The 24881-nt window shown below is 66.5% G+C and carries 20 protein-coding genes; 10 read left to right on the top strand and 10 right to left on the bottom strand.

Annotated elements, in window-relative coordinates; all coding sequences use genetic code 11:
* Window positions 1-101: 101 nt before the first annotated feature.
* The gene (locus HWX08_RS28595) at window positions 102-1385 is read right to left on the bottom strand and encodes an MFS transporter (protein WP_069255631.1); all 1284 of its coding nucleotides are present in this window, start codon (window positions 1383-1385) and stop codon (window positions 102-104) included.
* A gap of 205 nt (window positions 1386-1590) precedes the next feature.
* Between HWX08_RS28595 and HWX08_RS28590 the strand changes: the two genes are divergently transcribed.
* Both HWX08_RS28590 and HWX08_RS28585 read left to right on the top strand, forming a co-directional pair.
* Window positions 1591-2211 carry a TetR/AcrR family transcriptional regulator gene (locus tag HWX08_RS28590; protein ID WP_174922632.1) on the top strand — a complete coding sequence of 207 codons (621 nt, stop codon included), beginning with the start codon at window positions 1591-1593 and terminating at the stop codon, window positions 2209-2211.
* A gap of 55 nt (window positions 2212-2266) precedes the next feature.
* Entirely contained in the window at window positions 2267-2839 is a 573-nt protein-coding gene (locus HWX08_RS28585; protein WP_069255629.1) for a DUF1415 domain-containing protein, read from the top strand.
* Between the two features lie 24 nt (window positions 2840-2863).
* On the opposite strand, the gene HWX08_RS28580 is transcribed toward HWX08_RS28585, so the two are convergent.
* The 4 genes from HWX08_RS28580 to HWX08_RS28565 form a co-directional block, all read right to left on the bottom strand.
* Window positions 2864-3751 (bottom strand): class I SAM-dependent methyltransferase, encoded by an 888-nt coding sequence (locus HWX08_RS28580; protein WP_174922629.1) that lies wholly within the window; start codon window positions 3749-3751, stop codon window positions 2864-2866.
* An 87-nt stretch (window positions 3752-3838) separates the two neighbouring features.
* A complete protein-coding gene (locus HWX08_RS28575; RefSeq protein ID WP_174922630.1) occupies window positions 3839-4972 on the bottom strand; it encodes a methyltransferase in 1134 nt (377 codons plus the stop codon).
* Between the two features lie 134 nt (window positions 4973-5106).
* Entirely contained in the window at window positions 5107-5439 is a 333-nt protein-coding gene (locus HWX08_RS28570) for a YegP family protein (protein WP_174922631.1), read from the bottom strand.
* Between the two features lie 154 nt (window positions 5440-5593).
* Window positions 5594-6088, bottom strand: a complete 495-nt coding sequence (locus HWX08_RS28565) for an LEA/WHy family protein (protein ID WP_069255625.1) — start codon at window positions 6086-6088, stop codon at window positions 5594-5596.
* Between the two features lie 635 nt (window positions 6089-6723).
* Here HWX08_RS28565 and HWX08_RS28560 point away from each other — a divergent pair.
* The gene (locus HWX08_RS28560; protein ID WP_069255624.1) at window positions 6724-8892 is read left to right on the top strand and encodes a M1 family metallopeptidase; all 2169 of its coding nucleotides are present in this window, start codon (window positions 6724-6726) and stop codon (window positions 8890-8892) included.
* Between the two features lie 149 nt (window positions 8893-9041).
* Here HWX08_RS28560 and HWX08_RS28555 read toward each other — a convergent pair whose 3' ends face one another.
* Window positions 9042-9962 carry a LysR family transcriptional regulator gene (locus HWX08_RS28555; RefSeq protein ID WP_175807109.1) on the bottom strand — a complete coding sequence of 307 codons (921 nt, stop codon included), beginning with the start codon at window positions 9960-9962 and terminating at the stop codon, window positions 9042-9044.
* Window positions 9963-10122: 160 nt separating this feature from the next.
* Between HWX08_RS28555 and HWX08_RS28550 the strand changes: the two genes are divergently transcribed.
* Both HWX08_RS28550 and HWX08_RS28545 read left to right on the top strand, forming a co-directional pair.
* Window positions 10123-11100, top strand: a complete 978-nt coding sequence (locus HWX08_RS28550) for a quinone oxidoreductase family protein (RefSeq protein WP_069255622.1) — start codon at window positions 10123-10125, stop codon at window positions 11098-11100.
* 24 nt (window positions 11101-11124) lie between these two features.
* Window positions 11125-11277 carry a DUF1427 family protein gene (locus HWX08_RS28545; protein WP_076605856.1) on the top strand — a complete coding sequence of 51 codons (153 nt, stop codon included), beginning with the start codon at window positions 11125-11127 and terminating at the stop codon, window positions 11275-11277.
* Between the two features lie 21 nt (window positions 11278-11298).
* Here the strand turns inward: HWX08_RS28545 and HWX08_RS28540 are convergent, their stop codons facing one another.
* Window positions 11299-12324 carry a transporter gene (locus tag HWX08_RS28540; RefSeq protein WP_069255621.1) on the bottom strand — a complete coding sequence of 342 codons (1026 nt, stop codon included), beginning with the start codon at window positions 12322-12324 and terminating at the stop codon, window positions 11299-11301.
* A gap of 205 nt (window positions 12325-12529) precedes the next feature.
* Window positions 12530-13513: a phage tail protein gene (locus HWX08_RS28535; RefSeq protein WP_174922154.1), complete on the bottom strand. Its 984-nt coding sequence runs from the start codon at window positions 13511-13513 to the stop codon at window positions 12530-12532.
* A 121-nt stretch (window positions 13514-13634) separates the two neighbouring features.
* On the opposite strand from HWX08_RS28535, the gene HWX08_RS28530 reads away from it, so the two are divergent.
* From HWX08_RS28530 to HWX08_RS28510, 5 genes are all read left to right on the top strand, one after another.
* Window positions 13635-14480: a M15 family metallopeptidase gene (locus tag HWX08_RS28530; protein ID WP_069255619.1), complete on the top strand. Its 846-nt coding sequence runs from the start codon at window positions 13635-13637 to the stop codon at window positions 14478-14480.
* A gap of 301 nt (window positions 14481-14781) precedes the next feature.
* Window positions 14782-18726: a type VI secretion system membrane subunit TssM gene (tssM, locus tag HWX08_RS28525; RefSeq protein ID WP_174922155.1), complete on the top strand. Its 3945-nt coding sequence runs from the start codon at window positions 14782-14784 to the stop codon at window positions 18724-18726.
* Window positions 18723-19712: a type VI secretion system-associated protein TagF gene (gene tagF / locus HWX08_RS28520; RefSeq protein WP_069255617.1), complete on the top strand. Its 990-nt coding sequence runs from the start codon at window positions 18723-18725 to the stop codon at window positions 19710-19712. The genes tssM and tagF overlap by 4 nt, the downstream gene beginning before the upstream one ends.
* A 4-nt stretch (window positions 19713-19716) precedes the next feature.
* Window positions 19717-20691, top strand: coding sequence for an OmpA family protein (locus HWX08_RS28515; RefSeq protein ID WP_069255616.1), 975 nt, complete (start codon window positions 19717-19719; stop codon window positions 20689-20691).
* A gap of 133 nt (window positions 20692-20824) precedes the next feature.
* Complete coding sequence (locus HWX08_RS28510) at window positions 20825-21400, top strand: DUF3592 domain-containing protein (RefSeq protein WP_244122780.1); 576 nt, start codon at window positions 20825-20827, stop codon at window positions 21398-21400.
* Window positions 21401-21620: 220 nt separating this feature from the next.
* Here HWX08_RS28510 and HWX08_RS28505 read toward each other — a convergent pair whose 3' ends face one another.
* Together HWX08_RS28505 and HWX08_RS28500 are read right to left on the bottom strand one after the other, a co-directional pair.
* Window positions 21621-23903 carry a DUF2235 domain-containing protein gene (locus HWX08_RS28505; RefSeq protein WP_174922156.1) on the bottom strand — a complete coding sequence of 761 codons (2283 nt, stop codon included), beginning with the start codon at window positions 23901-23903 and terminating at the stop codon, window positions 21621-21623.
* Window positions 23896-24732: a hypothetical protein gene (locus HWX08_RS28500; RefSeq protein WP_174922157.1), complete on the bottom strand. Its 837-nt coding sequence runs from the start codon at window positions 24730-24732 to the stop codon at window positions 23896-23898. Before HWX08_RS28500 ends, HWX08_RS28505 begins: the two co-directional genes overlap by 8 nt.
* Window positions 24733-24881 lie beyond the last annotated feature (149 nt).

Below are 24881 nucleotides of genomic sequence, written 5' to 3'. Positions count from 1 at the left end.
TCGATGCGCGCCCGCTCCTGCCTCGCTATGCAAATCTGCGGACGTGCAATGCCCGGCAGGCCGCCGCCAGGGCGGCCTGCCGGGCGGCCGGACGCGCACCGTCAGGCCGCCTGCGCGGCCGCGCTCGACGGGCCGCGGTTGATCCGCAGCACGATCAGCGCGCCGACGATGCACAAGCCGCCCGAAATCATCGACGCGATCGTATAGGTGCCGAGGCTCGCGCGCAGCAGCCCCGCGCCGAGCGCCGCGAACGCCGCGCCGAGCTGGTGGCCGGCGACGATCCAGCCGAACACGACCGGCGCCGCGGCCTTGCCGAACACATCGGTCGCGAGTCGCACGGTCGGCGGCACGGTCGCGATCCAGTCGAGCCCGTAGAACATCGCGAACAGCGGCAGCCCGAAGAAGTCGATCCCGAACGCGTGCGGCAGGTAGATCAGCGACAGCCCGCGCAGCCCGTAGTACCAGAACAGCAGCACGCGGTTGTCGTAACGGTCGGACAGCCAGCCCGACAGCGTCGTGCCGAACAGGTCGAACACGCCCATCGCCGCGAGCAGCGACGCGCCCTGCACTTCCGTCATCCCGTAGTCGCTGCACATCGCGATCAGGTGCGTGCCGACATAACCGTTGGTGCTCGCGCCGCAGATGAAGAAGCTGAAGAACAACAGCCAGAAATCGCGCGAACGGCTCGCCGTCAGCAGCGTGCGGAACGCGACCGCGAGCGGGTTCTCCTTCGTCGACTCGGGCGCGGGCGGCGCGTCGGCGGGCTCACCGTACGGGCGCAGCTGCACGTCGGCAGGCCGTTCGGGCAACAGCAACGCGACGAGCGGAATCACGATCGCGGCCGCCAGCGCGACGACCAGCACGACCGGCCGCCAGCCGTGACGCTGCGCGATCGCGGCGAGCATCGGCAGGAACACGAGCTGGCCGGTGGCCGTGCTCGCGGTCAGGATCCCCATCACGAGGCCGCGACGCGCATGGAACCAGCGCGTGACGAACGTCGCGGACAGCGTCAGCGCGACGACGCCCGTCGAGCAGCCGACCATCAAGCCCCAGATCACGACCATCTGCCAGCTCTGCGTCATCATCGACGACAGCGCGACACCCGCGCCCATCGTCACGAGCGCGGTGAGTATCGTCGGGCGCAGCCCGAAGCGCTGCATCGCGGCGGCCGCGAACGGGCCCGTCAGGCCGTACAGCGCGATGTTCACCGAGATGGCCAGTGAAATCGCCGCGCGACTCCAGCCGAGCTCGCGTTCGAGCGGCACCATCAGCACGCTCGGCGTCGCGCGCGTGCCGGCCGCTGCCAGCAGGATCAGGAATACCACCGCCGCCGCGAGCCATCCATAGTGGAAGCGCCCGCCGATTCGTGTCACCGCCCAGTTCATCTTCGCGTTCTCCAGTTGGCGGCCGAGACGCCTCCGCCCCACCCAGGCCACCTCCGCCGCACGCTGCATCGGCTGACCCGGGCCGACGCTTGGCATTCGTCTGTCGATCCGGACGGCATTGTTACCGACCGGTCACAAGTGTGTTGCGATCGTAGTGACCAATCGGTAACATGTCAAGCAATTCACCATGCAGTCGAGGGTCATCATGTCGGGCATCGAGATCGCCAAACCGCCGGCGCGCCGCACGCGCCGGCCGATCGACGGCGCCACCGCGCAGGAGCACCTGCTGCGCGCCGCCGAAGAGTTGTTTTACCGGGAAGGCGTTCGCACGGTGGGCGTCGAGGCGGTCGTGGAGCGGGCGGGCGTCAACAAGATGAGCCTGTATCGCCAGTTCTCGTCGAAGGACGAACTGATCCTCGCGTATCTGGAACGGATGGATGCGTGTTTCTTCGAGCGCTTCGACACGAGCGTCGCCAAGCATCCGGGCCAGCCGAAAGCGCAACTGATCCAGTATTTCGTCGATCTCGCCGAGCGCGCGACGCAGAAGGATTACCGCGGCTGCCCGTTCGTCAACGTCGCCGCCGAATTCCCGGATGCGTCGCACCCGGCGCGCGAGCGCGTCGCGCAGAACAAGGAACAATTGATGAAGCGGCTCGTCGCGTTGGCCGAAGCGGCCGGCGCGCGGCAGCCGCAGGCGCTCGCCGACTCGCTCGCGCTGGTGATCGAAGGCATCTACGCGGCAAGCCAGACCTATCGGCACGGCGAAACGCCGATCGGCATCGCCCCCGCGCTCGTCACGCAACTGATCGAGAGCGCGTGCGCGTGACGGCGCGCCCGCTACAATGCGGCCCTCGCCGCCCTGGCCCCCGACTGGTTTCACGATGACCGACACCCGCCCCGAATCGCACGACGACATCCTCGCCGCCACGCGGCACTGGCTCGCGCGCGCGGTGATCGGGCTCAATCTGTGCCCGTTCGCGAAGAGCGTCTACGTGAAGGAACAGGTGCGCTACGCGATCAGTGAAGCGACGACGCTGGAAGACGCGCTCGCCGACCTCGAAACGGAGCTGCGCGCGCTCGACGCGGCCGATCCGCAGCAGGTCGACACGACGCTCGTGATCTTCCCGCATGCGTTCGCCGATTTCATCGACTACAACGATGCGCTGTTTTTTGCCGACCGGCTGGTGCGGCAACTGCGGCTGGACGGCGTGCTGCAGATCGCGAGCTTTCATCCGCACTACCGGTTCGAAGGCAGCGAACCCGACGACATCGAGAATTACACGAATCGCGCGCCGTACCCGATCCTGCATCTGCTGCGCGAGGACAGCATCGCGCGCGCGGTCGACGCGTTCCCCGACGCGTCCGCGATCTACGAAAGGAATCAGGAAACGCTGCGCCGCCTCGGCCACGACGGCTGGCGCGAATGGATGCGCCGGCCGGGCGACGACGTCTGACGCGGCGCGCCGCCCGCCCGCGCGTCAGCCTGCGGCCGGCTCCGCGACCTCGCCGCCCGCCGCCGCTTGCGGCACGAAGAAGCGCTCGTTCAGCTCCGCGAGCCCGAACATCCCGAGGATCTCGTTCAACCGCTCGCCGGGTCGCCGGCGCGGCAGGTTCTTGTACTGCGCGATGATCAGCTCGTTCTTCATCGAATGCTCCCAGCCGACCAGCTCGGTCACGCTGACCTGGTAGCCGTGCGCTTCGAGCTGCAGGCAGCGCAGCACGTTGGTGATCTGGCTGCCGAATTCGCGCGTGTGCAGCGGATGCCGCCACACTTCCGTCAACGCGTTCGCGAGCGACTTGCCCTTGTTCTTGCGCAGCACGCCCGCGACTTCGGCCTGACAGCACGGCACCAGCACGATGTGCTGCGCGCGTTTCGCGAGCGCGAAGCGGATCGCGTCGTCGGTCGCCGTGTCGCACGCATGCAGCGCGGTGACGACGTCGACGGTTTCAGGCAATTGAGGCGACGCGATCGAATCGGCCACCGACAGGTTCAGGAACGACATGCCGCCGAACCCGAGCCGCGCGGCGAGCTCGGCCGAACGCGTGACGAGCTCCTCGCGGGTCTCGATGCCATACACGTGCGACGCGAACGCCGGCGTACCGTGACCCGGCTGCTGCTTGAAGAACAGGTCGTACAGGATGAAGCCGAGATACGACTTGCCGGCGCCGTGATCGACGAGCGTCACGCGGCCTTTGTCGGCCTGCACGCCGGCTAGCAGCGGCTCGATGAACTGGAACAGGTGATAGACCTGCTTCAGCTTGCGGCGGCTGTCCTGGTTCAGCTTCCCGTCGCGGGTCAGGATGTGCAGTTCCTTCAGCAGCTCGACGGACTGCTCCGGGCGGATTTCGTGGGTCTTGTTGGACATCGGGAAGCGACGCCGGGCCACGGTCGGTCGACCACGGCCCGGCGGCGGAAATTCGTGAGGAATGGCGACAGTTTACCGAAAATGCGGTCAGGCTCGCGCGCCGAGCCGCCAGAGCGACGTGACCTCGGCGCGGCGGGCCACATACAGCGGATCGTCGGCGTCCATCGACTTCGGGTGCGCGGGGCGGATGTCGTCGCGGCCGAGCACGACGAGGCCCGCTTCGTCGATCCATTGCAGCAGCGTGTCGCGCGGCCGCAGGCCGAGGTGCTCGGCGAAATCGGACAGGATCAGCCAGCCCTCGCCGCCCGGCTCGAGATGCGCGGCGAGGCCCGCGAGGAAACCGCGCAGCATGCGGCTGTCCGGATCGTAGACCGCGTATTCGATCGGTGCGTTCGGCCGGGCCGGCACCCACGGCGGATTGCAGACCACGAGCGGCGCAAGGCCGGGCGGAAAGAGATCGGCCTCGACGACTTCGACGCGACTCGCGTGGCCCAGCCGTGCGACGTTCTCGCGCGCGCACGCGAGCGCCCGCGGGTCCTGGTCGGTCGCGACGACGCGCTCGACGCCGCGCGCCGCCAGCACGGCCGCCAGCACGCCGGTGCCCGTGCCGATGTCGAACGCGAGCGACGTCGCCGGCAGCGGCGCGCGCGCGACGAGATCGACGTATTCGCCGCGCACCGGCGAGAACACGCCGTAGTGCGGATGGATCGGCGCGCCGCCGAGCGCCGGGACCGGCACGCCCTTCTTGCGCCATTCATGCGCGCCGACGAGGCCGAGCAGCTCACGCAACGACACGACCGACGGCTCGCCACCCGGCCCGTACGCTTCCTCGCACGCGGCGCGCACGTCGGGCGCGCGGCGCAGCGGGATCGTGTAGTCGGCATCGAGCGGAATCAGCAGCATGCCGAGCGTGCGGGCACGCTGCGACTGCGCGAGACGATGCAGGTTGAATGCGTCGACGCCGGCCGCGGCTTTCGCCTTCTTCGGCTTGCGCTCGACCCGGCGGGCCATCGCCTGCACGAGCTGGCGCGCATTCTGGAAATCGCCGCGCCAGACGAGCGCGGTTCCCTCGCAGGCAAGGCGGTAGGCCGCGTCGGCAGTGAGGCGGTCGTCGGCGGGCACCGCGCGCTTCGGCGGTTGCACGCCGGCTTCGGAGCGCCAGCGCACGGCATGATCGACGCCGTCGGCGTCGGTCCAGTGGAAAACGGGGAAATCGGTCACGCGAACTCGGTTACGGTTGGCTTCAACGGGCGGCGTCGCGCCGCGCGGATCACACCATACCGCGCTTTGCCCCGCGCGGCAAAACACGCGCCGCGACGGCCGCCCGAAAGCGGCGGCCGCGGCGCGATCGTCACTCAGGCGAGATCGACGACCGGCGCGCCGGGCGCATCGCGCTTGACCGCCGCGATGCCGTTCTCCCGCCCTTGCTCGCTCTTGTAGGTCTCGCTCGTGCCGATGATTTCGTAATTCGCCGCCTTCAGGTTGAACATGTACTCGCCGTTGCGCGCGATTTTGCGCTCGTAACGCACGTCCAGCGGCGCATTCAGCTGCACCGCCGCGATGCCGGTTTTCGCGCCGTCCTTCGTCACGTAACGCTCGCTCGCCAGGATGATTTCACCGTTCGCCGACTTCAGGTGGAAGAAATACTGGCCGTTCGTGGCCTTCCCGATTTCGAATTTTGCCGACATGTTGTTCTCCTATAAAGATTCGTCCGACCCTCGGACCGGATCAGTGTAAGCAGAACGTCAGAAAAGATCGAGATATCGGCGCATTAAACGTTACTAAGCGTCAAAAGGTGAAAATTAGTGAAATTTACGCGGCGCTTCCACGGCTATCGCCCGCTCAGCCGCCCCACGCCGGCATCGCGGGCAGGCGCAGCGTGCCCGCGTCGTTGAAACGCACGGTGCCGAGTACGCCGCCCGCGAGCCGGCCACGCAGCGCGTAGGGCAGCTCGCCGCTGGCGGCGGCGCCCGGCAGGTTCCACGCCTGCCGCGCGGCGGCGAAGGCCGACACGGAAACCGGCACGTCGAGCACCGCCTCGCCGAAACGCGGCACGACGCCCGAGCGGTCGCTGACGCCGCTCGCGAACGGCGTGCCGTTCAGGTCGAGCGCGACCGAGATGCCGTCGTATTCGATCGGCGCATCGGTCGGATTCTGCACACGCAGCTTCAGGCTGAAACGCATCTCGAGGCCCTGGCCGACGAGCGGGTCGAGCCCGGCGACCGACACGCGCACGGGATCGCGCGTCAGCCCCGCGCAACCGCCGAGCAGCAACACGGCGGCAAACAGCAGCAGCACGGCGCGCAGCGGCGCGGGACGGAACAGGGCTCGTGGCATCGGACAACCTCCTGGCAAGCGGTGAGCGGATCGTCGCTGCATTGTACCGGGCACCCTGCGCCGGGTTTCGTAGTTTTCCCGGCCCCGCAATATCGTTAATAGATTAAAACTACGAAAACACCAGACAGACGGAAAGCGAATTAATGCTTTCCAGCATTCAATGAAGCGCCGCGCATTCAATAGACGTACTTTCCAAATTTTTCGTTTCCTTTACCCAAATCCATCAAGTATATTTACGCATCCTTCGAGCAAGCCGACAAACCTTGAAGCCGCATGACGGCGCTTTTACGGAACGGTGACATGCGTTCCCGCCCTCCTGCGGTCAGGGCCGGCCAGCCCCGTAGGTCGCTGGTTCAAAGAAGATTGCGCGCCCGCCCAGGGCGTGCGGCTTCGTGTCGTGCGCGCGAAATCAATTCAGTACAACACGCGCCCGGCCATTTTGAACCGGCAAGTTAACCGACATCCGGAAATCCAGAGGGGGCAGTAAACCATGATTACCTTCACGTAGTCGGCCGCCGTCTTTTCGAATAATCCGTCATTGACATTTTCATCGCTGTTGATTAACGGCGACGGGAATGTTTTTGCCGGCGTTTTCGCAGCACTGAACGATTCTTTCAACAATCGAGGTTTCAGTCATGTCGATTCATATTCGCAAGATGCGTTATCTGCCGCTTGTCGCCGCACTCGCGCTCGCCGGATGCGGCGGCGACGACGGCGGTGCGGGCTCCGCTTCCGCGCTCAGCTCCGCCGGCGCGCCGCACGCGGGCTCGTCGCCCGCCGTCACCGCGCCGCCGAGCGCATCCAACGTCGACAAGAGCGTGTCGCCTGTCGAGTTGCCGGACACCGTGGTGCCCGTGAACTACCGGCTGTGGTTCCGCCCGAACGACGCGCTGAACGCGTTCGACGGTCGCGCCGACGTCGAGATCAAGGTGCTGAAGCCGGTCAACAACATCGTGATCGCCGGCCACCGGATCAAGTTCACGAACGGCCGCATCACGCTGCAGCCGGGCAACATCCAGCTGATCGCGACGCCGCAGGACAAGGGCGACTTCTATCAGCTGCGCCCCGTGAGCGGCTCGATCTCGCCGGGCAACTATTCGCTGCACATGGAGTGGTCGGGCATCATCAACTTCAAGTCGTATGACGATCCGGTCAACCACACCGGCGGCAGCTGCGGCGACGATCCGTATCCGGGCTGCTCGGCCGCGGAAGGCGTGTTCCGCGTCGACCTGAAAGGCACCGACGGCAAGACGAGCGGCGCGATCCTCACGCAAGGCGAAACCAACCTGTCGCGCCAGTGGTTCCCCGGCTGGGACGAGCCGGCTTTCCGCCCGACCTATGAAGTGACGGCCGAAGTGCCGCAAAGCTGGCGCGTCGTGTCGAACGCGGCCGAGAAGCCGTCGACCAACGTCGGCGGCGGCTACAAGCTCGTGCAGTTCGAGAAGACCCCGCCGATGCCGTCGTACCTGCTGTTCTTCGGCGGCGGCATGTTCGACACCTACGAGGACAACTTCACGAGCCCGCTGCCGGGCGGCAAGGGCGGCCTGCACCTGCGCGTGTTCACGCCGCCGGGCATGAGCGAGTGGGCGAAGCCGGCGATGGACCGCACCAAGCAGGCGCTCGACTTCTACTACCGCTACACGGGCATCCCGCTGCCGCTCACGAAGTTCGACACGGTCGCCGCGAACGATGCGTTCAAGGAGCAGAAGGACCTGAACTTCGGCGGGATGGAGAACTGGGGGTCGATCCTCGAGTTCGCCGACGACATCCTGCCGCAGCCGGGCCAGCCGATGTCGCACTACGGCAACGAAGTGCTGACGCACGAAGTCGCGCACCAGTGGTTCGGCGATCTCGTCACGACCGACTGGTGGGACAACGTGTGGCTCAACGAATCGTTCGCGACGTTCTTCGAGACGAAGACGACGATCCAGTTCTTCCCCGACGAGTTCAGCTGGCTCGACCAGGTGAAGAACAAGTATCGCGTGATCAATCGTGACATCGGCCCGAACGCGTTCCCGGTCGCACCGAACTTCAACGGCTGGGCGTCGAACGACTTCGTGCTGAGCGCGAGCGCGTTCACGTACGACAAGGGCGGCCACGTGCTGAAGACGCTCGAGAACTATCTCGGCGAGCAGACGCTGCGCCGCGGCCTGCAGCAGTACCTGGTCGACTACTCGTTCGGCAACGGGACGCCGAAGCGCCTGTGGGATGCGCTGTCGAAGGAAAGCGGCCAGGCGATCGGCGCGATCGGCGACAGCTACGTCCGTCAGACCGGCGTGCCGCTGATCTCGCTCGACACGCAGTGCGACCTGACGAAGAACCAGACCGTCGTCACGCTGAAGCAGCAGCCGTTCCCGAACAAGAACGCGTATCCGGGCCTGCAATGGACGGTGCCGATCACGCTCGCGTACGGCCAGGGTCTCGCGAAACGCACGACGCTCGCGCTGAAGGACACGCAGGCGCAAACGCGGCTCGACGGCTGCACGGGCGTGGTCGCCGACCCGAGCGGGCTCGACTACTACGTCGTGAACTACAGCGACGCCGCGTGGAGCGGGCTGCTCACGCAGGTCAACAGCTCGGTCGACCCGGTGCTGCTGGCGAACCTGAAGAGCGAGGCCGCGCTGCTCGTCGCGAACAACCTCGCGCCGGCGTCGCGCTCGACGTCGATCGGCTCGGTCGCATCGCCGGCCGCGATGAAGCTGCGCCAGACGCCGACCTTCGGCGGCATCGAGCTGACGACGAAGGAACGCCCGGCACTGCAATACCAGGGCGTCTTCAAGCCGCGCAAGGTACTGACGCAGTAACGGTGCGCCTCCGGCCGGCGCCGCGCCTCATGCGGCTGCCGGCCGGCATACCGGCTTCTCCGACCTTTGACGGGCCTCGCATGCGAGGCCCTTTTTCATGGCCGGCGCCGGCGCGGGCCGGGCCAGCGCGACGCCGCCCGCCGTCGCCGTCATGCCCATGCGGCATCCCACGCCGGCTGCGCGAACCACGTCGCGAGGAACGCGACGAGCCGCGCCGCGCGTGCGGTGCCGCGCGCCGGCTGGCGCAGCACGTGGATCGTCGCCGGCTCGGGCGCCGCCGCGAACTGCGGCAGCACCGCGCGCAAGCGCCCGTCGCGCAGCGCGTCGCCGGCGAGCCAGGTCGGCAGGTGCGCGAGACCGAGCCCGTCGATCGCGGCTTCGAGCAACGCCTCCGAATGATTGCTGCGAAACCGCGGCTGCGCCGGCACATGGCGGCGCTCGCCGAAACGCCACGCGCCCGGCGGCGGCGCACCGTGCCATGCGAGGCAGTCGTGGCCGGCGAGCGCGTCGGGCGACCCCGGTTCGCCGCGCCGTGCGAGGTACGCGGCGCTCGCGCACAGCACGCGCCGCTGCGGCGCGAGCACGGTCGCGACGAAGCGCGTGTCCTCGAGCGGGCCGATGCGCACCGCGAGATCGACGTCGGAGCCGAGCCGCGCACCCTGCAGGTCGACCATGCTGTCGGTCAGCACCAGGTCGACCTGCAACGCCGGATGACGCTGCATGAACGCGCTCAGCGCAGCCATCAGGTGCCGCCGGCCGAACGGCGCCGGACAGTCGACACGCAACAGCCCGCTCGGCTCGTCGTGCTGGCTGTGCAGGTCTTCCTGCAGGCCGCGCAGCTCGGCCAGCATCCGCGTCGCGCGCCCGTACAGCAGCTGCCCGGCTTCGGTCGGCCGCAGCGCATGCGTGGTGCGATGCAAGAGGCGGATGCCGAGTTGCGTCTCGAGCCGGTCGATGCGCCGCGTGACCGACGATGCGGCCACCCCCAGCCGGCGCGCGGCCGCGGAGAAGCTCTGCTGGTCGACCACGTCGACGAACAGCGCCAGATGCGGAGAAAGAAAGTCGTCCATTCGGGCCCTCGGATTTGGCTATGCGTTTAGCGCAAAGCAATCATCCGCCTTTGCACGTTTCCGCGTCAAACCGGGCCGACTAGACTGCACTCATTCTTTTCACCGGCCGCATCGCACCGCCCGCCGGGCCGTGCGACCGCCCACCGCCACGGAGATCATCATGCGCAGCATCCGCTTCGACGCCCCCGCCGCCGACATCGAGTCGCTCGACGCGCGCGTCAGGGAAATCGACACGCCCGTCCCGGCCGACGGCCAGATGCTGATCGAGGTGCGCGCGGCCGGCGTGAACCCGAGCGACGTGAAGGCCGCGCTCGGCCGCATGCCGCACGCGGTGTGGCCGCGCACGCCCGGGCGCGACTGGGCCGGCATCGTGCGCAGCGGCCCGGACGGCTGGATCGGCGCGCCGGTGTGGGGCTCGGGCGGCGACCTCGGCGTGCATCGCGACGGCTCGCATGCGGAGTGGCTCGTGCTGGACGCGGCCCTCGTGCGCCGCAAGCCGGCGGTGCTGACGCTCGATGAAGCGGCCGGCGTCGGCGTGCCGTTCGTCACCGCTTACGAAGGCTTGCGCCGCGCCGGCATGCCGACGGCCGGCGACGTCGTGCTCGTGTTCGGCGCGAACGGCAAGGTCGGCCAGGCCGCGATCCAGCTCGCCACCGCGCACGGCGCGACCGTGATCGGCGTCGAGCGCAACGGCGGCGGGTATCGCGGCCATGCATCGGGCGACGTGCACATGATCGACGCATCGACGCAACCGGTGGCCGACGCGGTACGCGCAGCCACCGGCGGCCGCGGCGCGGACATCGTCTACAACACGGTCGGCAGCCCGTACTTCGACGCGGCGAACGCGTCGATGGCGATCGGCGCGCGGCAGATCTTCATCTCGACGATCGACCGCAGCGTGCCGTTCGACATCTTCGCGTTCTATCGCGGCCAGCACACGTTCGTGGGTGTCGATTCGCTGCAGCTCGGCGGCGCCGCGGTCGCGCAGATCCTCGACACGCTCGCGCCCGGCTTCGGCAACGGCACGCTGCGCCCGTTCCCGATCGTCGACGACTACGTGTATCCGCTCGAGCGCGCGCACGACGCGTATCGCGCGGTGCTGGCCGGTGCGCGCGAGCGCGTCATCGTCAAGCCCTGACGCCGCACCGCACGGGAGACCGCCATGATGGAATACGTGACCTCGCTCGCGGTGGGCCTCGGTGTCGGCGTGCTGTACGCGCTGCTGCACGTGCGCTCGCCGGCCCCGCCGCTCGTCGCGCTCGTGGGCCTGCTCGGGATGGTGATCGGCGAGCGCGCAATCGCGCTGCTGCGCTGACGTACCGACGCGGCGCCGGCGCTAGCGGTCGTCGCGCCGGCGGAACGCCCACCACGCGGCGAGCGCCGTGAAGCCCGCGACGAGCAGCACCATCAGCCAGAAGCCGTGCTTGTTCTCCGAAAACGGCACGCCGCCGACGTTCATCCCGAAGAAGCCGGCGACGATGTTGATCGGCAGCGCGATCACGGTGACGAGCGTCAGCGTGAACAGCGTCCGGTTGTTCTGCTCGTCGAGGCGCGAACCGATCTCTTCCTGCAGCAGCTTGATCCGCTCGTTGAGCCCGGCCAGATCGGCAAGCACCAGCGAGAACTCTTCGGTCGATTCGCGCAGCTCCTGCACGTCTTCCGTATGCAGCCACGCGGGCGGCTTCGCGAGCAGCCGGAAGATCGACCCGGGCTCGGGCGCAAGCATGCGCTGCAGGCGCGTCAGCGTACGACGCATCGCGCCCAGCTCGATGCGGCTCGACGTGAGCCGCTGCGACAGGAAACGATCCTCGATGCGGTCGACGTCGACGCTCGTGCGCCGCATGATCTGGATCAGCAGGTCGGCCTGGTCGCGCAGCAGGTGCACGAGCAGCTCGGCGGGCGACCTGAAATGCTCGCCGTCGCGCACGCATGCGCGCAGCGTGTCGACCGAGCGCAGCGGCTTGAGCCGCGCGGTGATCATGATGCGCCGCTCGACGTGAACGAACAGCGTCGCGATCTCCGACGGCGTCAGTTCGAGGTTGAACATCACGTCGTTGACGACCGCGCGCAACGCGCCGTCCTCCTGCTCGATGCGCGTCGAGCGCGACCCTTCGTGCAGGAATTCGAAGAAGCTGTCGGGCAGCCCGAGATGCGTGCGCATCCAGCGCTCGCTCGCGCCGTGCGCGAGATTGAAGTGCAGCCAGACGAAATCGTCCGACGCGGCATCGTGCTCGCGGCATGCGCGCAGCCACGCGGCGGCCGCGTCGGCGTCGAGCATCGCGCCCGCTCCGCCGGGGACGAAGCGGAATCCGCACACCATGCCGGACGTATCGGCGCCGTAAGTCTGTACGATCAGGTCCATCGTGTCGAAAGTCGTGCGGCGCGCGGCGCACCGCGCATTGCGGGTCGCGAGCCCGCGCCGGAAAGGGAAAGGAGACGTATGCCCGACGGGCATGACGTGCCGGTGACAGCGTCACACGGCATCATACCGGCGATGCCCGGCCCCAAAAGCAGCGCGCCGCCCGACGGGCGGCGCAGGTGCGGCAATCCGGGATGCACGGGACGCGTTACTGCCGCGTCTCCGTCTGCGCGGCGCTCGGGCAGGCGGGGTCCTTGCCCCAGTGGCCGTCGCAGACGCGCCAGCGGCACAGTTGATCCTGGAAGAAACCGCGCTCCGAGCACTCCTTCACGCGCGCGGCCAGCGAGCCGGTGGCCGCGGCCGTCTTGGTCGGCACGGCCTGCCCCTTCTGCGCGGCAAGTTTCTTGTCGGCCGGCTTCGTGCGCGCGACGAGGGCCGCGAGCAGATCCGCATCCGGATCGTCCTTGCCGGCCGCCCTCGCGGTACGGGTCGACGCCGCGTCGCGATGCTTCTTCGCCTGCGCGAGCTCGGCCTGCTGTTCCTTGCGATGCTTGCGGGCCTCGGCCTTCGTTTCGGCCTTCATGTCGGTCTTGCCGCGCGCCGCGACCTGCGCGCCCTTCGCGGCGTCGGCCTTCGCGGTCTTGGTCGTCGCGGCAGCGGCCGCGGCGGCCGCGCCGGCCGTGGCTGCTCCGGCCGTGGCCGCGCCCGATGCGTCGTCGGCGCCGTTGGCGAGCGCACGCGACAGGCGGCTGCTGTCCGCGGCGGACGCGGACGATGCGGCGGCAACGGTTCGGGACGCCGCGTCGTCGTTGACGATCGTGGCCGGCTGCGCGGCGGATGCGGCGGGTTGCACGGCGGACGCGGCGTTCTGCGCGACCTGCACGGCCGCATCGCTGGCCGCCGCGGCCTTCGCCGGTGCGGCGGCGGGTGCGCTCTCGGCCGTGACGGCGGCGCCCTGCCCGCCCGAATGCTGCATGCGCCATGCGCCCCAACCGCCGACGGCCACCACCAGCGCGACGACGGCGGCAATCGGCGCCTTCAGCGAACGGCGCGGCGGTTCGGCGCTCGGCGTGACACGTCCTTCCAGATTCGCGAGAATGCGCGACTGTTGCGCGCCCGCGTCGCCTGCCGGTTTGGTATCGGACAGCAGGCTGGGCGGAGATTTCGAATTTGAATTTTCCGGCGCACTCATTCAGCGTCTCATTGAATCCTGGTTTAATTAACCGCGATAATATAGCCCGGCCTCTTGAAGCAGCCTGATTCTAAGAGCAAGCATTGCAAAACACAATCAATTCCAATTTCCGGGGATTTCGTTGATTGCCGTCGCACTCGTCGCCTATTTCGCCCTCGCCGTAGCCGTTGCGGCACTGTTGCTTTTACCGGGTATCCGCGCGACCGTTTTCGAATCCGTCGCCCAGTTTCACGGCCGTCTTACACGCCGTGCGAACGATCGCGCCGCACGTACGCGAAGTCAGATTGTTAAATCGGCAAGCGCGACGCGCGGTGCTTTAAACGATGTGCAAAATTTACTGATTCGGCGGCGCTTGATGATTATGGTATCGGCAGGTATTCTTGCGACGCCGCCATTGGTCGCCATTGCGTTACGCGGCCGGCAATTGTTCCAGTACGACGACACGGCGCGCGTGCCCGACGAGAAGATCGCCGCGCTGCTGCAGGGCGAACAGCTCGTGCCGCCGCCGCCGCTGCCGCCGGAAGTCTTCGCCACCAAGGAAGTCGAGCAGGTACGCCCGGCGCTGAAGGATGCGAGCCGCGACTGGAACCTGCTGGACCCGGATTTCCGTACGCGTTTGCTGCTGGTCTACAAGATCATGCACGAACAATACGGTTATGAAATGGCGCTGCTGGAAGGTTACCGGAGCCCGGAACGGCAGAACCGGCTGGCGCAGATGGGCGGCAACGTGACCAACGCGGCAGCCTTCCAGAGCTATCACCAATTCGGGCTGGCGGCCGACAACGCATTCCTGCGCGACGGCAAGCTGGTCATTTCCGAGAAAGATCCGTGGGCGATGCGCGGCTACCAGTTGTACGGCCAGGTCGCCGAGCAGGTTGGCCTGACCTGGGGGGGCCGCTGGAAAATGATGGATCTCGGGCACGTGGAATACCATAAACCCGGTTTTAAACTGGGACGCGGCAGCTAGCCAGGGCTGCCGGACAGGAAATAATGAGGGCGGCATGGGGCTTTTTAATATCCCGGCAGGAAACGATACGGGCGGCGCAAAAAATCATGCATTCCGGTGCGCGATTTTTTTCGGCCGCCGCTTCCGTTTTAAATCTCACAGCGTCCTTTCGTTAATGCGCGCGCCTTCTCCGATGCCGCGGGCGCATTGATGCCAGCCCCCTTCATCCCGTTTGACAGCATGGCGACACATCGCGGCGCCACCCTTGCCGCTCGGCGCGCCTGCGTCGCCTCACCGAATCGCACCGGAACCTGAACGTCCTATGCAACGCATCCTCAACGTGCTGACTCATCCGCGTACGCTCTCGATCGTCGGGATCGTCGCGCTAGCGGCCATCCTCTTCATCGTCGCCGACATGCTGCAGTTGCCGCTCCTGTGGGCGGCGATCGCGTTTGCGGCGATCCTCGCGCTGTGGCTCGTCGTCGCGCTGTGGCGCCGCTGGCGCGTGAAGCGCGCGAACCAGCAGCTCGGCCAGGTGCTGGAAGAGCAGGCGGAAACCGGCAAGATCGCCGCGCCTGCCGCCGCCGCGCTCGCGCCGGATGCGAAGACGGCCGACCTCGACGTGCTGCGCACGCGCCTGTCGGACGCGGTGAAGACGATCAAGACGTCGAAGATCGGCCAGGTGTCGGGCGGCTCCGCGCTGTACGAACTGCCGTGGTACATCGTGATCGGCAACCCGGCCGCGGGCAAGAGCAGCGCCGTGCTCAATTCCGGCCTGCAGTTCCCGTTCGCGGACAAGAACAGCGCCGTGATCCATGGCATCGGCGGCACGCGCAACTGCGACTGGTTCTTCACGACCGAAGGGATCCTGCTCGACACGGCCGGCCGCTACTCGGTGCACGAGGAGGACCGCAGCGAGTGGCTCGGCTTCCTCGGCCTGCTCAAGCGCTATCGCCCGAAGGCGCCGATCAACGGCATCATCGTCACCGCGAGCATCGCCGAACTCACCGGCAACCGCCCCGAATTCGCGATCAACCTCGCGAAAAACCTCCGCCAGCGCGTTCAGGAGCTGACGGAGAAGCTCGAGGTGTTCGCGCCGGTCTACGTGATGTTCACGAAGGCCGACCTGATCACCGGCTTCACCGAATTCTTCAGCAGCAGCGACAAGCACGAGTACGACCGCGTGTGGGGCGCCACCCTGCCCTACGAGCCGGACGACAAGCGCGACGTCGTCGCACAGTTCGACACGCACTTCGAGGAACTCTACGAAGGGCTGAAGGAAATCAGCGTCGCGCAGCTGTCGCTGTCGCGCGGCAACCAGCTGTCGCCGGGCCAGTTGAGCTTCCCGCTCGAATTCTCGACGATCAAGCCGTCGCTGCGCGCGTTCCTCGCGACGCTGTTCGAGAACAACCCGTTCCAGTACAAGCCGATCTTCCGCGGCTTCTACTTCACCAGCGCGCTGCAGGAAGGCGAAACCAACAGCGCGGCCGCGCAGCGCATCGCGCAGCGCTTCGGCCTCGACGGCGCCGCGCTGCCGAAGCCGCACAGTGCGTTCTCGAAGAACGGCTTCTTCCTGCGCGACCTGTTCTCGAAGGTGATCTTCGCGGATCGCCAGACGGTGCGGCAGTTCGCGAGCCCGACCAAGACGCGGCTGCGCTACGCGACCTTCTTCGGCTTCGTCGCGGCGCTCGCGCTCGCGCTGGGCGGCTGGACCTGGTCGACGATCGGCAATCAGCAGCTCGTCGCGAACGTGCAGGCCGACCTCGACAACGTCACGCGCCTGCAGCAAGGCCGCAACGACCTGCAGTCGCGCCTGCAGGCGATGGACGTCCTGGAAGACCGGATCGAGCAGCTCGAGCAGTTCCGCCGCGACAAGCCGCTGTCCGTGTCGCTCGGCCTGTATCAGGGCGACCGTCTCGAGCAGCATCTGCTGACCGAGTATTACAACGGCGTGCTCCAGATCCTGCTGTCGCCGGTGTCGCAGAACCTCGCGTCGTTCATGAAGGACGTGAACGCGCACCCCGAACAGCTCGTGCCGATGACGCGCCCGCCCGAATCGGGCGCCGTGCAGGGCGGCACGATGCCGGTCTCGACGAACGCGGCGGGCGCCGCGCCGCAGGCCGGTGCCGCACTGGCCGCGTCCGGCGCCGCGCCGGCCGCCGCTCCGCAGCCGGCCGCCCCGCAGGGCGGCCTCTACAGCGACGCGTCGCCGACCAACGTGCAGGACGCGTACAACGCGCTCAAGACGTACCTGATGCTGTCCGACAAGCGTCACGTCGAGCAGGCGCACCTGACCGACCAGCTCGCCCGCTTCTGGCGCGGCTGGCTCGAGACGAATCGCGGCAACATGCCGCGCGACGAGATGATCAAGAGCGCCGAGCGGATGATCTCGTTCTACCTGTCGCGCGTGAATGACGACGACTGGCCGATGATCGACGCGAACCTCGCGCTCGTCGACCAGACCCGCGAGAACCTGCGCCGCGTCGTGCGCGGGATGCCGGCCCGTCAGCGCGTGTACGAGGAAATCAAGGCGCGCGCATCGACCCGCTTCGCGCCGATGACCATCGCGCGCATCGTCGGCGACGGCAACCAGGGGCTCGTGGCGGGCAGCTACGCGATTCCGGGCACGTTCACGCGCGAAGCGTGGTTCGACTACGTGCAGCCGGCGATCCGCGACGCGGCGACCAAGGAGCTGCAGGCGAAGGACTGGGTGCTGAACACGTCGACGCAGGACGACCTGACGCTCGAGGGCAGCCCCGAGCAGATCCAGAAGACGCTCGTCGGCATGTACAAGACCGAATACGCGCAGCACTGGCAGAAGTTCATGCAGGGCATCGCGGTGCAGGGCTTCAGCAGCTTCGGCCAGGCCGTCGACGGGATGAACCGCCTCGGCGACCCGCAGGATTCGCCGATCCGCAAGATCCTCGAGACCGCGTACGACCAGACGTCGTGGGACAACCCGTCGCTCGCGAACGTGACGATCAAGAAGGCGCAGACGGGCGTCGTGAACTGGGTCAAGCAACTGTTCTCGCGCTCGCCGGCCGGCCAGGTGGCGGCCGCCAACATCGACATCAACGGCAACCCGGCCGAGGTGCCGATGGGCCCGATCGGCCAGGAGTTCATCGGGCTCGCGCGGATCGTCGCGACGCATGACGGCACGTCGATGCTCAAGAGCTACATGGATTCGCTGTCGAAGGTCCGCACGCGCTTCAACGTGATCAAGAACCAGGGCGACCCGGGCCCGGGCGCGCGCCAGCTGATGCAGCAGACGCTCGACGGCAACGGTTCGGAACTCGCCGATTCGCTGAAGCTCGTCGACGAGCAGATGCTCACCGGCCTCACCGATTCGCAACGCAAGTCGCTGCGTCCGCTGCTCGTGCGGCCGCTGATGCAGGCGTTCGCAGTCGTGATCCAGCCGGCCAGCGCCGAAGTCAACAAGGTGTGGAACGCGCAGGTCTACCAGCCGTTCCAGAACTCGCTCGCGACGAAGTACCCGTTCGCGGCGAACGCGAAGGTCGAGGCCGGCGCCGGTGAAATCGCGCAGGTGTTCGGTCCGGACGGCTCGATCGCGAAGTTCGTCGGCACGACGCTCGGGCCGCTCGCGGTGCGCCGCGGCGACACGCTCGCCGCCCGCACGTGGGGCGACATGGGCATCGGCCTCACGCCGGACTTCACGAACGGCTTCGCGCGCTGGGTCGCGCCGCTCGCGGGCGGTGCGGCGGGCGGCAGCGCGGCCGCGTCGTCCGAGCCGCAGACCGTGTTCCAGATCCTGCCGCAGCCGAGCACGGGCACGACGGAATACACGATCGCGATCGACGGCCAGCAACTGCGCTACCGCAATACGCCGCCGCAGTGGACCAACTTCGTGTGGCCGAACCCGCAGGGTTCGCCGGGCGCGACGCTGTCCGCGACGACGTTCGACGGCCGCACGGTGCAGCTGGTCAACGAGCCGGGCCGCTACGGTCTCGAGAAGCTGATCAACTCCGCGCAACGCAAGCGCCGTCCGGACGGCACCTTCGACCTGACGTGGGCACAGGGCAGCGTGAACGTGTCGGTGACGATGCGCATCATCAGCACGTCGCAGCCGTCCGGTGGCGGCGGCGACCAGCCGCAGCAGCAGAGCCTGCGCGGCCTGCAGCTGCCGTCGTCGGTCGCCGACGCGAGCACGGGCGCCGCGCAGAACGCGACCCAGTCCGGCACGGGCACGCCGGGCGCAGCGCCGGCCGTCGCGGCCGCCAACGCAACGAATGCACAGAGGGCGCAATGACGCAAACCGTACAGGCGCAGATCGCCTACTTCGGCAAGATTCCGTCGCGCGGCGACTTCGTGAAGAGCGCGCACAATCCGCAGTTGCTGCAGACGCTCGATCGCTGGATCGCGCAGGCGCTCGAACTGCTCGCGGAAGATCCGCGCTGGAAGCTCGTCTACGAGGATGCGAAGCCGATGCATTTCGCGTTCCTCGGCTCGCGCAGCAAGCTCGCGATCGCGGGCCACATGGTCGCGAGCCACGACGTGTCGATGCGCCGCTTCCCGTTCCTCGGCGCGACCGCGCTCGAGGTCGACAGGCCGCTCGCGTTCCTCGCGCGCAGCCCGCTCGCGTTCGCGCGGCTGTGGTCGCGCGTCGCCTCGCAGATCCCGCCGCTGCTCGGCAAGGACGAGCCGCCCGGCGCGCTGCAGGCGCTCGGCGACACGCAGGTGCCGATCGACATCGGCGGCCCCGGCACGTCGCATGACGGCACCTTCAACGATTTCGTCGAACACCAGTCGCTGTACGGCCTCCAGCAGATGCTGCTCGAAAGCGGTCATCCGGTGCGGCTGCGCGGCGCGATGCTCGCGCTCGGCTCGCTGCTGCGGCCGGTGATGCAGAGCGGCTCGTCGCACATCGAGCGCGGCCTCACGCTGCCGCTGCCGGTCGATCCGTTCTACCGCAGCCTCGTCGCCGCATTCTGGCTCGAACTGATCGCGCCGTTCGTCGCGCAGGCCGACTTCGAGCTCGCGATCTTCATCGGCACGATCGCCGAGCGCGAACGGCTCATCATCGGCTTCAACGGCGCGTCGGCGAAGACGCTGCTGAGCGTCGTCGACCCGCAGACCTACGCCGCCCACAACATCGATATCGACGATCCCGAGTGGATCGACGCCCATGCGCAAAACGATCAGCAGATCAGCAAGCTCGTCAGCTACCTCGACCAACCGCAACTCTCGCTGCGCGTCGCGATCGACGCGTTCCGCGAAGCGTTCATCGGAGGCTGACGGGATGCATCGCACGATTCACGCTCGGCGCGCGCGCTTGTCGGCCACCCTCTCGGCCGCCCTTTCGGCCGCTCTCTCGCCCGCCGTCGCCGCCCTCGCCGCCGCCGGGCTCTTCGCCAGTGGCGCGGCGTTCGCGCAGAACACCGGCGCGACCGTCACGCCGGTCGGCAACGGCACGGTCGCGACGACCGCGCTGCCGTCGTCGAACCCGAACGCCGGCGCCGCGTCCGGCACGGTGGTGCGCGGCACGGCCGGCACGATCACGCCGCCGCCCGCGAACGCGACGCCCGGCCAGGTGGTCGCCAGCGGCAAGGTGCCCGACGAGGCGACCAAGGCCGCGGTGCTGCAGAAGCTGCGCGATACCTACGGCGCGGCGAACGTCGTCGACCAGATCGAGGTGGGCGACGTCGCGACGCCGCCGAACTGGAGCGCGAACGTGCAGAAGCTGCTCGGCGCGCAGCTCAAGCAGATCAGCAAGGGGCAGCTGAAGATCAACGGCACGCAGATCGAGATGAAGGGCGAGGTGCACAACGAGGCGCAACGCCAGCAGCTCGCGAGCGACATGGCGAACACGCTGAACCCGACCTATACGATCCGGAACGGGCTGCGCGTGTCGGCCTCCGAACAGGGCGTGCTCGACCAGACGCTCGCGAACCGGACGATCGAGTTCGAGACCGGCAGCGCGACGCTCACGCCGCAGGGCAAGCTGATTCTCGACCAGATGGCGGCGGCGCTCGCGAAGATGCAGAACCGCACGGTCGACATCATCGGCCACACCGACAACTCGGGGAACCGGACGTCGAACATCGCGCTGAGTCAGGCGCGCGCGGATGCGGTGAAGGGGTATCTGATCACGAAGAACATTCCGCCGCAGCAGATGACGACGACGGGCGTCGGGCCGGATCAGCCGATTGCGCCGAACGATACGGCGGACGGGCGGGCGCGGAATCGGCGGATCGAGTTCCGGGTGGGGCAGTAGGCGGGGATTCGATCGCATTGCGGAGGACCGGGTAGCGGCCGACTCATCCGTCGGATTGCGCACGCTCCGTCCGCCCGCACATGGTCGACAAGCCGGTCGCCTCACCGACCCACTACTGAATCCGGCGATTCCAGTGAAATACGCAATACGCTGCCTGTGGTCGGTCGTTCTTCTGTTCGTTGGCGCGGTCTTCGTGCTGGCGGGTATGGCCGGCACGATCAATTCCGCCATCCTCGTTCGCGCCCGTGCGTGGCCGCACGTCCCCGCCGTCGTCGAGCGATGCGAGTTGTCTCTGCGATACGGCAAATCCGATGCGACGTGGGAAGCGCGTGCCGTATTTCGCTATGGCACGGGACTGACGCGGCGGTACGAGACGACGTGGCAGCCGGCCGGGTCGCCGGTGTATTCGCGTTCGGCCGCCTCGACTATCAGCCGTGAACAATTCGCGGCGTTCACGAAGACGTATTGCAGCGCGGCAGCGAACGATGACCTGCGCGTTTCGTCGATGTTTCCGGGAATTGCCCGCCGCAACGAAGCGGTTGAAGGCGGAGCATGGGTGCGTGAAATCGGATTCGGTCTGTTTGCGCTGATCGCGGGGCTGATGCTGTGTGCGGCAAGCATTTCGATGCTGCCGTGGATCGAGGATCGCAAAAAAGCCGCGGCGAAGCGGAAAGCGCGGCGCACGCGGAACCGCGTCAGTGGTTCGTGATGCGGATGTGCATACCGGGTTCGGATCGCGCGTGGCCACGATCAGGAAAGCAACAGGCACCGTACCGCGCTTGCATTCAACCCACGCCCCGTCGCGCATGCGCTTATACGTGAAGGTCTTCCTATCTGTTGACTCAGACATCGAATAGGACAGTTACCGTTCAGGCATGCTCGTCCGCGATAAGCAGTCAGGCAAGCGCCGCCTCATCCAGCATAGCCGCTCAATGAATTGGGGGCGTTGCGCCGTCCTTGTAGCCCCGTGCCCATTCCTGACTCTGCTTGGCCGCCTGGTCGATGCGCGCCGCGGTTAGATCGTCCTTCTTGCGCTGCTTCGCTTCCTTTGCGAGATCGCTCGACCCGAACGTGTCTTTGTCCCGCGTGCGGAAGTACAGAGACGGCGCCAGCAAGTGATCTTGCCAACTCGTCAGCAACGTATCGTGGACGAGCATGTCGAACAGCGCCATGACATCCGGCGGCAGCGGATGCTTGCCCTCGATCCCTTCCTTCCAGGCCGACACGAGCTCCATCTCAGCTTCAGGCAGCATGGCCGCCTCCACCGCGTCCGCGCTGGCCTTGTTATTGGAATCCCAGGAATCCGGCATATTGCGGATGCGCTCGGCGGATTGCTTCAGGCCCTCCTGATACGACGCACGGCGCAGCTTCTTTGCCGCTTCCTGCTCGAGGCGCTCCCAGACCGTCGAATAGTCCTTCGGCGCTTCCGCGACCAACTTCTCATAACGCTTTTGCGCCGCGTCGCTCGCCGCCTTCATTCCCCGCAGTTTCGCCTGGTCCTCCTGGCTGCGGCTGGCCAGCATGCTCATGTTGATGCCTTGTCGCTGCAGTTCCCAGTCGAGCTGCGACTTCGCCGTTTTGCGCTGCAGGTCGGCGTCGCTCATGTTGCGCTTCCAGTCGGCAACCGGGTCCGACATCGTGCGGCGGAACTCGGGATCGCGGTAGCGGACGGCGATCCAGCGGAGGAAGACTTTCGAATGCGCGACGAAGTCGACGCCAGCTTTGCGGGGGACGAGTGCGGTATACGCGTCGATGAGTTGCTTGATGCGGTATTGCTTGCCGCCGCATTTGATGGGTTCGGCGATCGAGAATCGACCGAAGGTGTCGTTCTTGTAAAGGTAGAGATCCTCCATCGTATCCATCACCGCGCCCGCTTTCAGCGCTTCCAGCAGCATGTCGCGCAGCGGCACCCGCATCAGCTCTGCATTCAACCCGAGCGACCCGTTTGTTGCGCCGCCGACCACATCGCAGCTCGTGCCCGGATAGAGAAATTGCTCGCCGCGCGTTTTTTCGAGACTATCGAGACGCTGATAGAAGCGCATCTCGTGCGCGGCAGCGAAATGAACGCAGCGCTGCACGCTGGCAGGTATGCCGAGGGGGCGATCCTTGTAGCTGGTTTTGATCATCCCCAGATACGGCACCATGCCGATCAGTTCTCCCGCCTCTTCCGACATGACAGACGAAACGGCATCGAGCAGACCGACAAACTTGATCTGGATCGACACACCGTCAATAGCGAGGTCCGTGTCGTCCCTGCGTTTGTATTTCTCTGCCAGATCGTTGATGAACGCTCGCGCAAGCACGCATCCGCGGTCCGCCCCAAACACCGATACCTCGATGACGCGGATCTTCTTCATCTGATGCTTGACAGCCTCGTACGCGGTTTCAAACTGCTTTTTGGCCGCAATCAACCGAGTATCGACGCCCGTTCCGAAAGCTTCGGCCATTACGGCGTTGTCACGTACGATCGGCACGTTCTCCATCGCGACGCCAACGAAAAGGCTGCGCGCAACGCCCCACGCTGCCTTCATCGGCGTTCCCTTCCAGTTGGCTTTGAAGTCGTTCTTGGTGTTCCGCCACAGCAGCGTGCCGGTCGCCTTGGTCCGTTCCCAGTATCGCTCCGGCGACGCATTCAGCACATTCATGACGCGCCGCGCCTGAGCGGGAATGTGCTCAATATCCTTGCGGAGATCCTCGAACGCCTTCTCGATCGGTCGAAGCGAAAAATCCCCTTCGAGAATTTGCTTCTTCACATCGGCGACACGCTTTTTCACGTCGGCCTGCTTGATCGGCGTATTGACGCGCGTGAATGACTCCGCGACCGACGTCGCGCCGCTCTTCGCCTTCTTGGCTGCCATCTTGGCTACGGCGACGCCTGCATTGACCAATGCGTTGGACTTGGCCGATTCGTTGAGCGGCGTACCCAATCCCGAATAATAGAAGCGGTACCAGAACTGGTTGGCCGGCCGACGCGAGTCATCGTTATCGCGATGCGCCTCCCACAAGCGGCAAATATTCGAATATCGCGAACTCTCCTTGTCGTCGATATCGGCATTGCGGCCGAAGGCGTCGAAGAAAAACCCCATGCGAATCGTTGCACCGCATGGCATGCAGTCGCCCTTCGGATAGAGGTTCGCGTCCCGAGAAACCAGTTGCGTGTACACGGACATCGGTGTTGCGTCGTCCGGATCAAGCTTGATTTTCTCAGCCATGCGGTTTCTCCTCTACACGCGGTTGCGGCAGCAAGCCGTCGGCAATCGCCGGTGCGGCCACCGGCTTGAATTTCCCGCTCGTCAACTCCGAGCGAACACTATTCGGCAGTGACTGCGCCCACTTCGCGAAAGTGCCGGGTTGCCCGGCGGCAGTCTGCAAAATGCGCTGAGCTTCAGGGTACGTATCGAATCGGTTGTTCAAGAGCAGATTGAGGTACGTGTACTGTTCCAGGTCGTCACGGTCGGTCAGACGGTATTTCAACCACGCCGACGCGACGACACGGGCGATTCGACGAAACTGCTGGTCCTCGCGTTCGTCGTATCGCTTGTCCAGTTGCACCTGATACCGCTTCATCCATTTCACGACATCGACAATCGGCAAACGCGCGTCATCGAGCATCTCGCCAGGAAACTGGAACTCGACATGCCGGTCCGGAAAGAAGTGCACTTCGAGAATCCGGGCACCCGCATCGTCAGGCACCTTGGACTGCGGCATCGACACCTTCGTCTCTGCATGGAACATTTGCTTGTTCCCTTTGTGCCATTGGTCGACATCGTAGTAATTCCACTTGACGACAAATTCCGTGCCCTTGAGCTTGTAACAACATTTGACGCTCCCCCCTCCAGCGCCCGGCGGGTCGTCTCCCCCTCCGCTCGCCGTATTTCCGAACGTGTCTGCGATCGTGAAGCCGCTCATGTTGTACGGCAGATAATTTCGGCCAATGATCGAAATCCCGCTATAGGTCGGATCCGACTTTCCACATGCGGTCATGGCAGTCACAAGCAGACACCCAGCCAAAACGCGGCCCACCAGACTCGAAAATCTCATTGCTCTACCCATTGATGTTTCCCTTCTGAATCGCGCGCGGCACCCATGCAGGCATAGACCGGCCCCAATCATCCGAATGTCCTCGGCAACCTGGGCCACCGAGTGCGTCGCATCCGTTTCCGTCGTCGCGTATCCATTTCGCGCCGACG

Source organism: Burkholderia metallica (assembly GCF_902832845.1).
Classification (GTDB): Bacteria; Pseudomonadota; Gammaproteobacteria; order Burkholderiales; family Burkholderiaceae; genus Burkholderia; species Burkholderia metallica.
The sequence above is the reverse complement of the archived record's forward strand: the minus strand, read 5'-3'. Positions and strand labels throughout refer to the sequence as shown.

Bases quoted from the DNA above. Each gene is read 5' to 3' on its own strand.
- HWX08_RS28500 (WP_174922157.1), bottom strand. From the start codon at position 24,732: ATGAGATTTTCGAGTCTGGTGGGCCGCGTTTTGGCTGGGTGTCTGCTT.
- HWX08_RS28540 (WP_069255621.1), bottom strand. From the start codon at position 12,324: ATGGACCTGATCGTACAGACTTACGGCGCCGATACGTCCGGCATGGTG.
- HWX08_RS28590 (WP_174922632.1), top strand. From the start codon at position 1,591: ATGTCGGGCATCGAGATCGCCAAACCGCCGGCGCGCCGCACGCGCCGG.
- HWX08_RS28555 (WP_175807109.1), bottom strand. From the start codon at position 9,962: ATGGACGACTTTCTTTCTCCGCATCTGGCGCTGTTCGTCGACGTGGTC.
- HWX08_RS28560 (WP_069255624.1), top strand. From the start codon at position 6,724: ATGTCGATTCATATTCGCAAGATGCGTTATCTGCCGCTTGTCGCCGCA.
- HWX08_RS28595 (WP_069255631.1), bottom strand. From the start codon at position 1,385: ATGAACTGGGCGGTGACACGAATCGGCGGGCGCTTCCACTATGGATGG.
- HWX08_RS28515 (WP_069255616.1), top strand. From the start codon at position 19,717: ATGCATCGCACGATTCACGCTCGGCGCGCGCGCTTGTCGGCCACCCTC.
- HWX08_RS28545 (WP_076605856.1), top strand. From the start codon at position 11,125: ATGATGGAATACGTGACCTCGCTCGCGGTGGGCCTCGGTGTCGGCGTG.
- HWX08_RS28505 (WP_174922156.1), bottom strand. From the start codon at position 23,903: ATGGCTGAGAAAATCAAGCTTGATCCGGACGACGCAACACCGATGTCC.
- HWX08_RS28570 (WP_174922631.1), bottom strand. From the start codon at position 5,439: ATGTCGGCAAAATTCGAAATCGGGAAGGCCACGAACGGCCAGTATTTC.
- HWX08_RS28535 (WP_174922154.1), bottom strand. From the start codon at position 13,513: ATGAGTGCGCCGGAAAATTCAAATTCGAAATCTCCGCCCAGCCTGCTG.
- HWX08_RS28580 (WP_174922629.1), bottom strand. From the start codon at position 3,751: ATGTCCAACAAGACCCACGAAATCCGCCCGGAGCAGTCCGTCGAGCTG.
- tssM (WP_174922155.1), top strand. From the start codon at position 14,782: ATGCAACGCATCCTCAACGTGCTGACTCATCCGCGTACGCTCTCGATC.
- HWX08_RS28585 (WP_069255629.1), top strand. From the start codon at position 2,267: ATGACCGACACCCGCCCCGAATCGCACGACGACATCCTCGCCGCCACG.
- tagF (WP_069255617.1), top strand. From the start codon at position 18,723: ATGACGCAAACCGTACAGGCGCAGATCGCCTACTTCGGCAAGATTCCG.
- HWX08_RS28565 (WP_069255625.1), bottom strand. From the start codon at position 6,088: ATGCCACGAGCCCTGTTCCGTCCCGCGCCGCTGCGCGCCGTGCTGCTG.
- HWX08_RS28550 (WP_069255622.1), top strand. From the start codon at position 10,123: ATGCGCAGCATCCGCTTCGACGCCCCCGCCGCCGACATCGAGTCGCTC.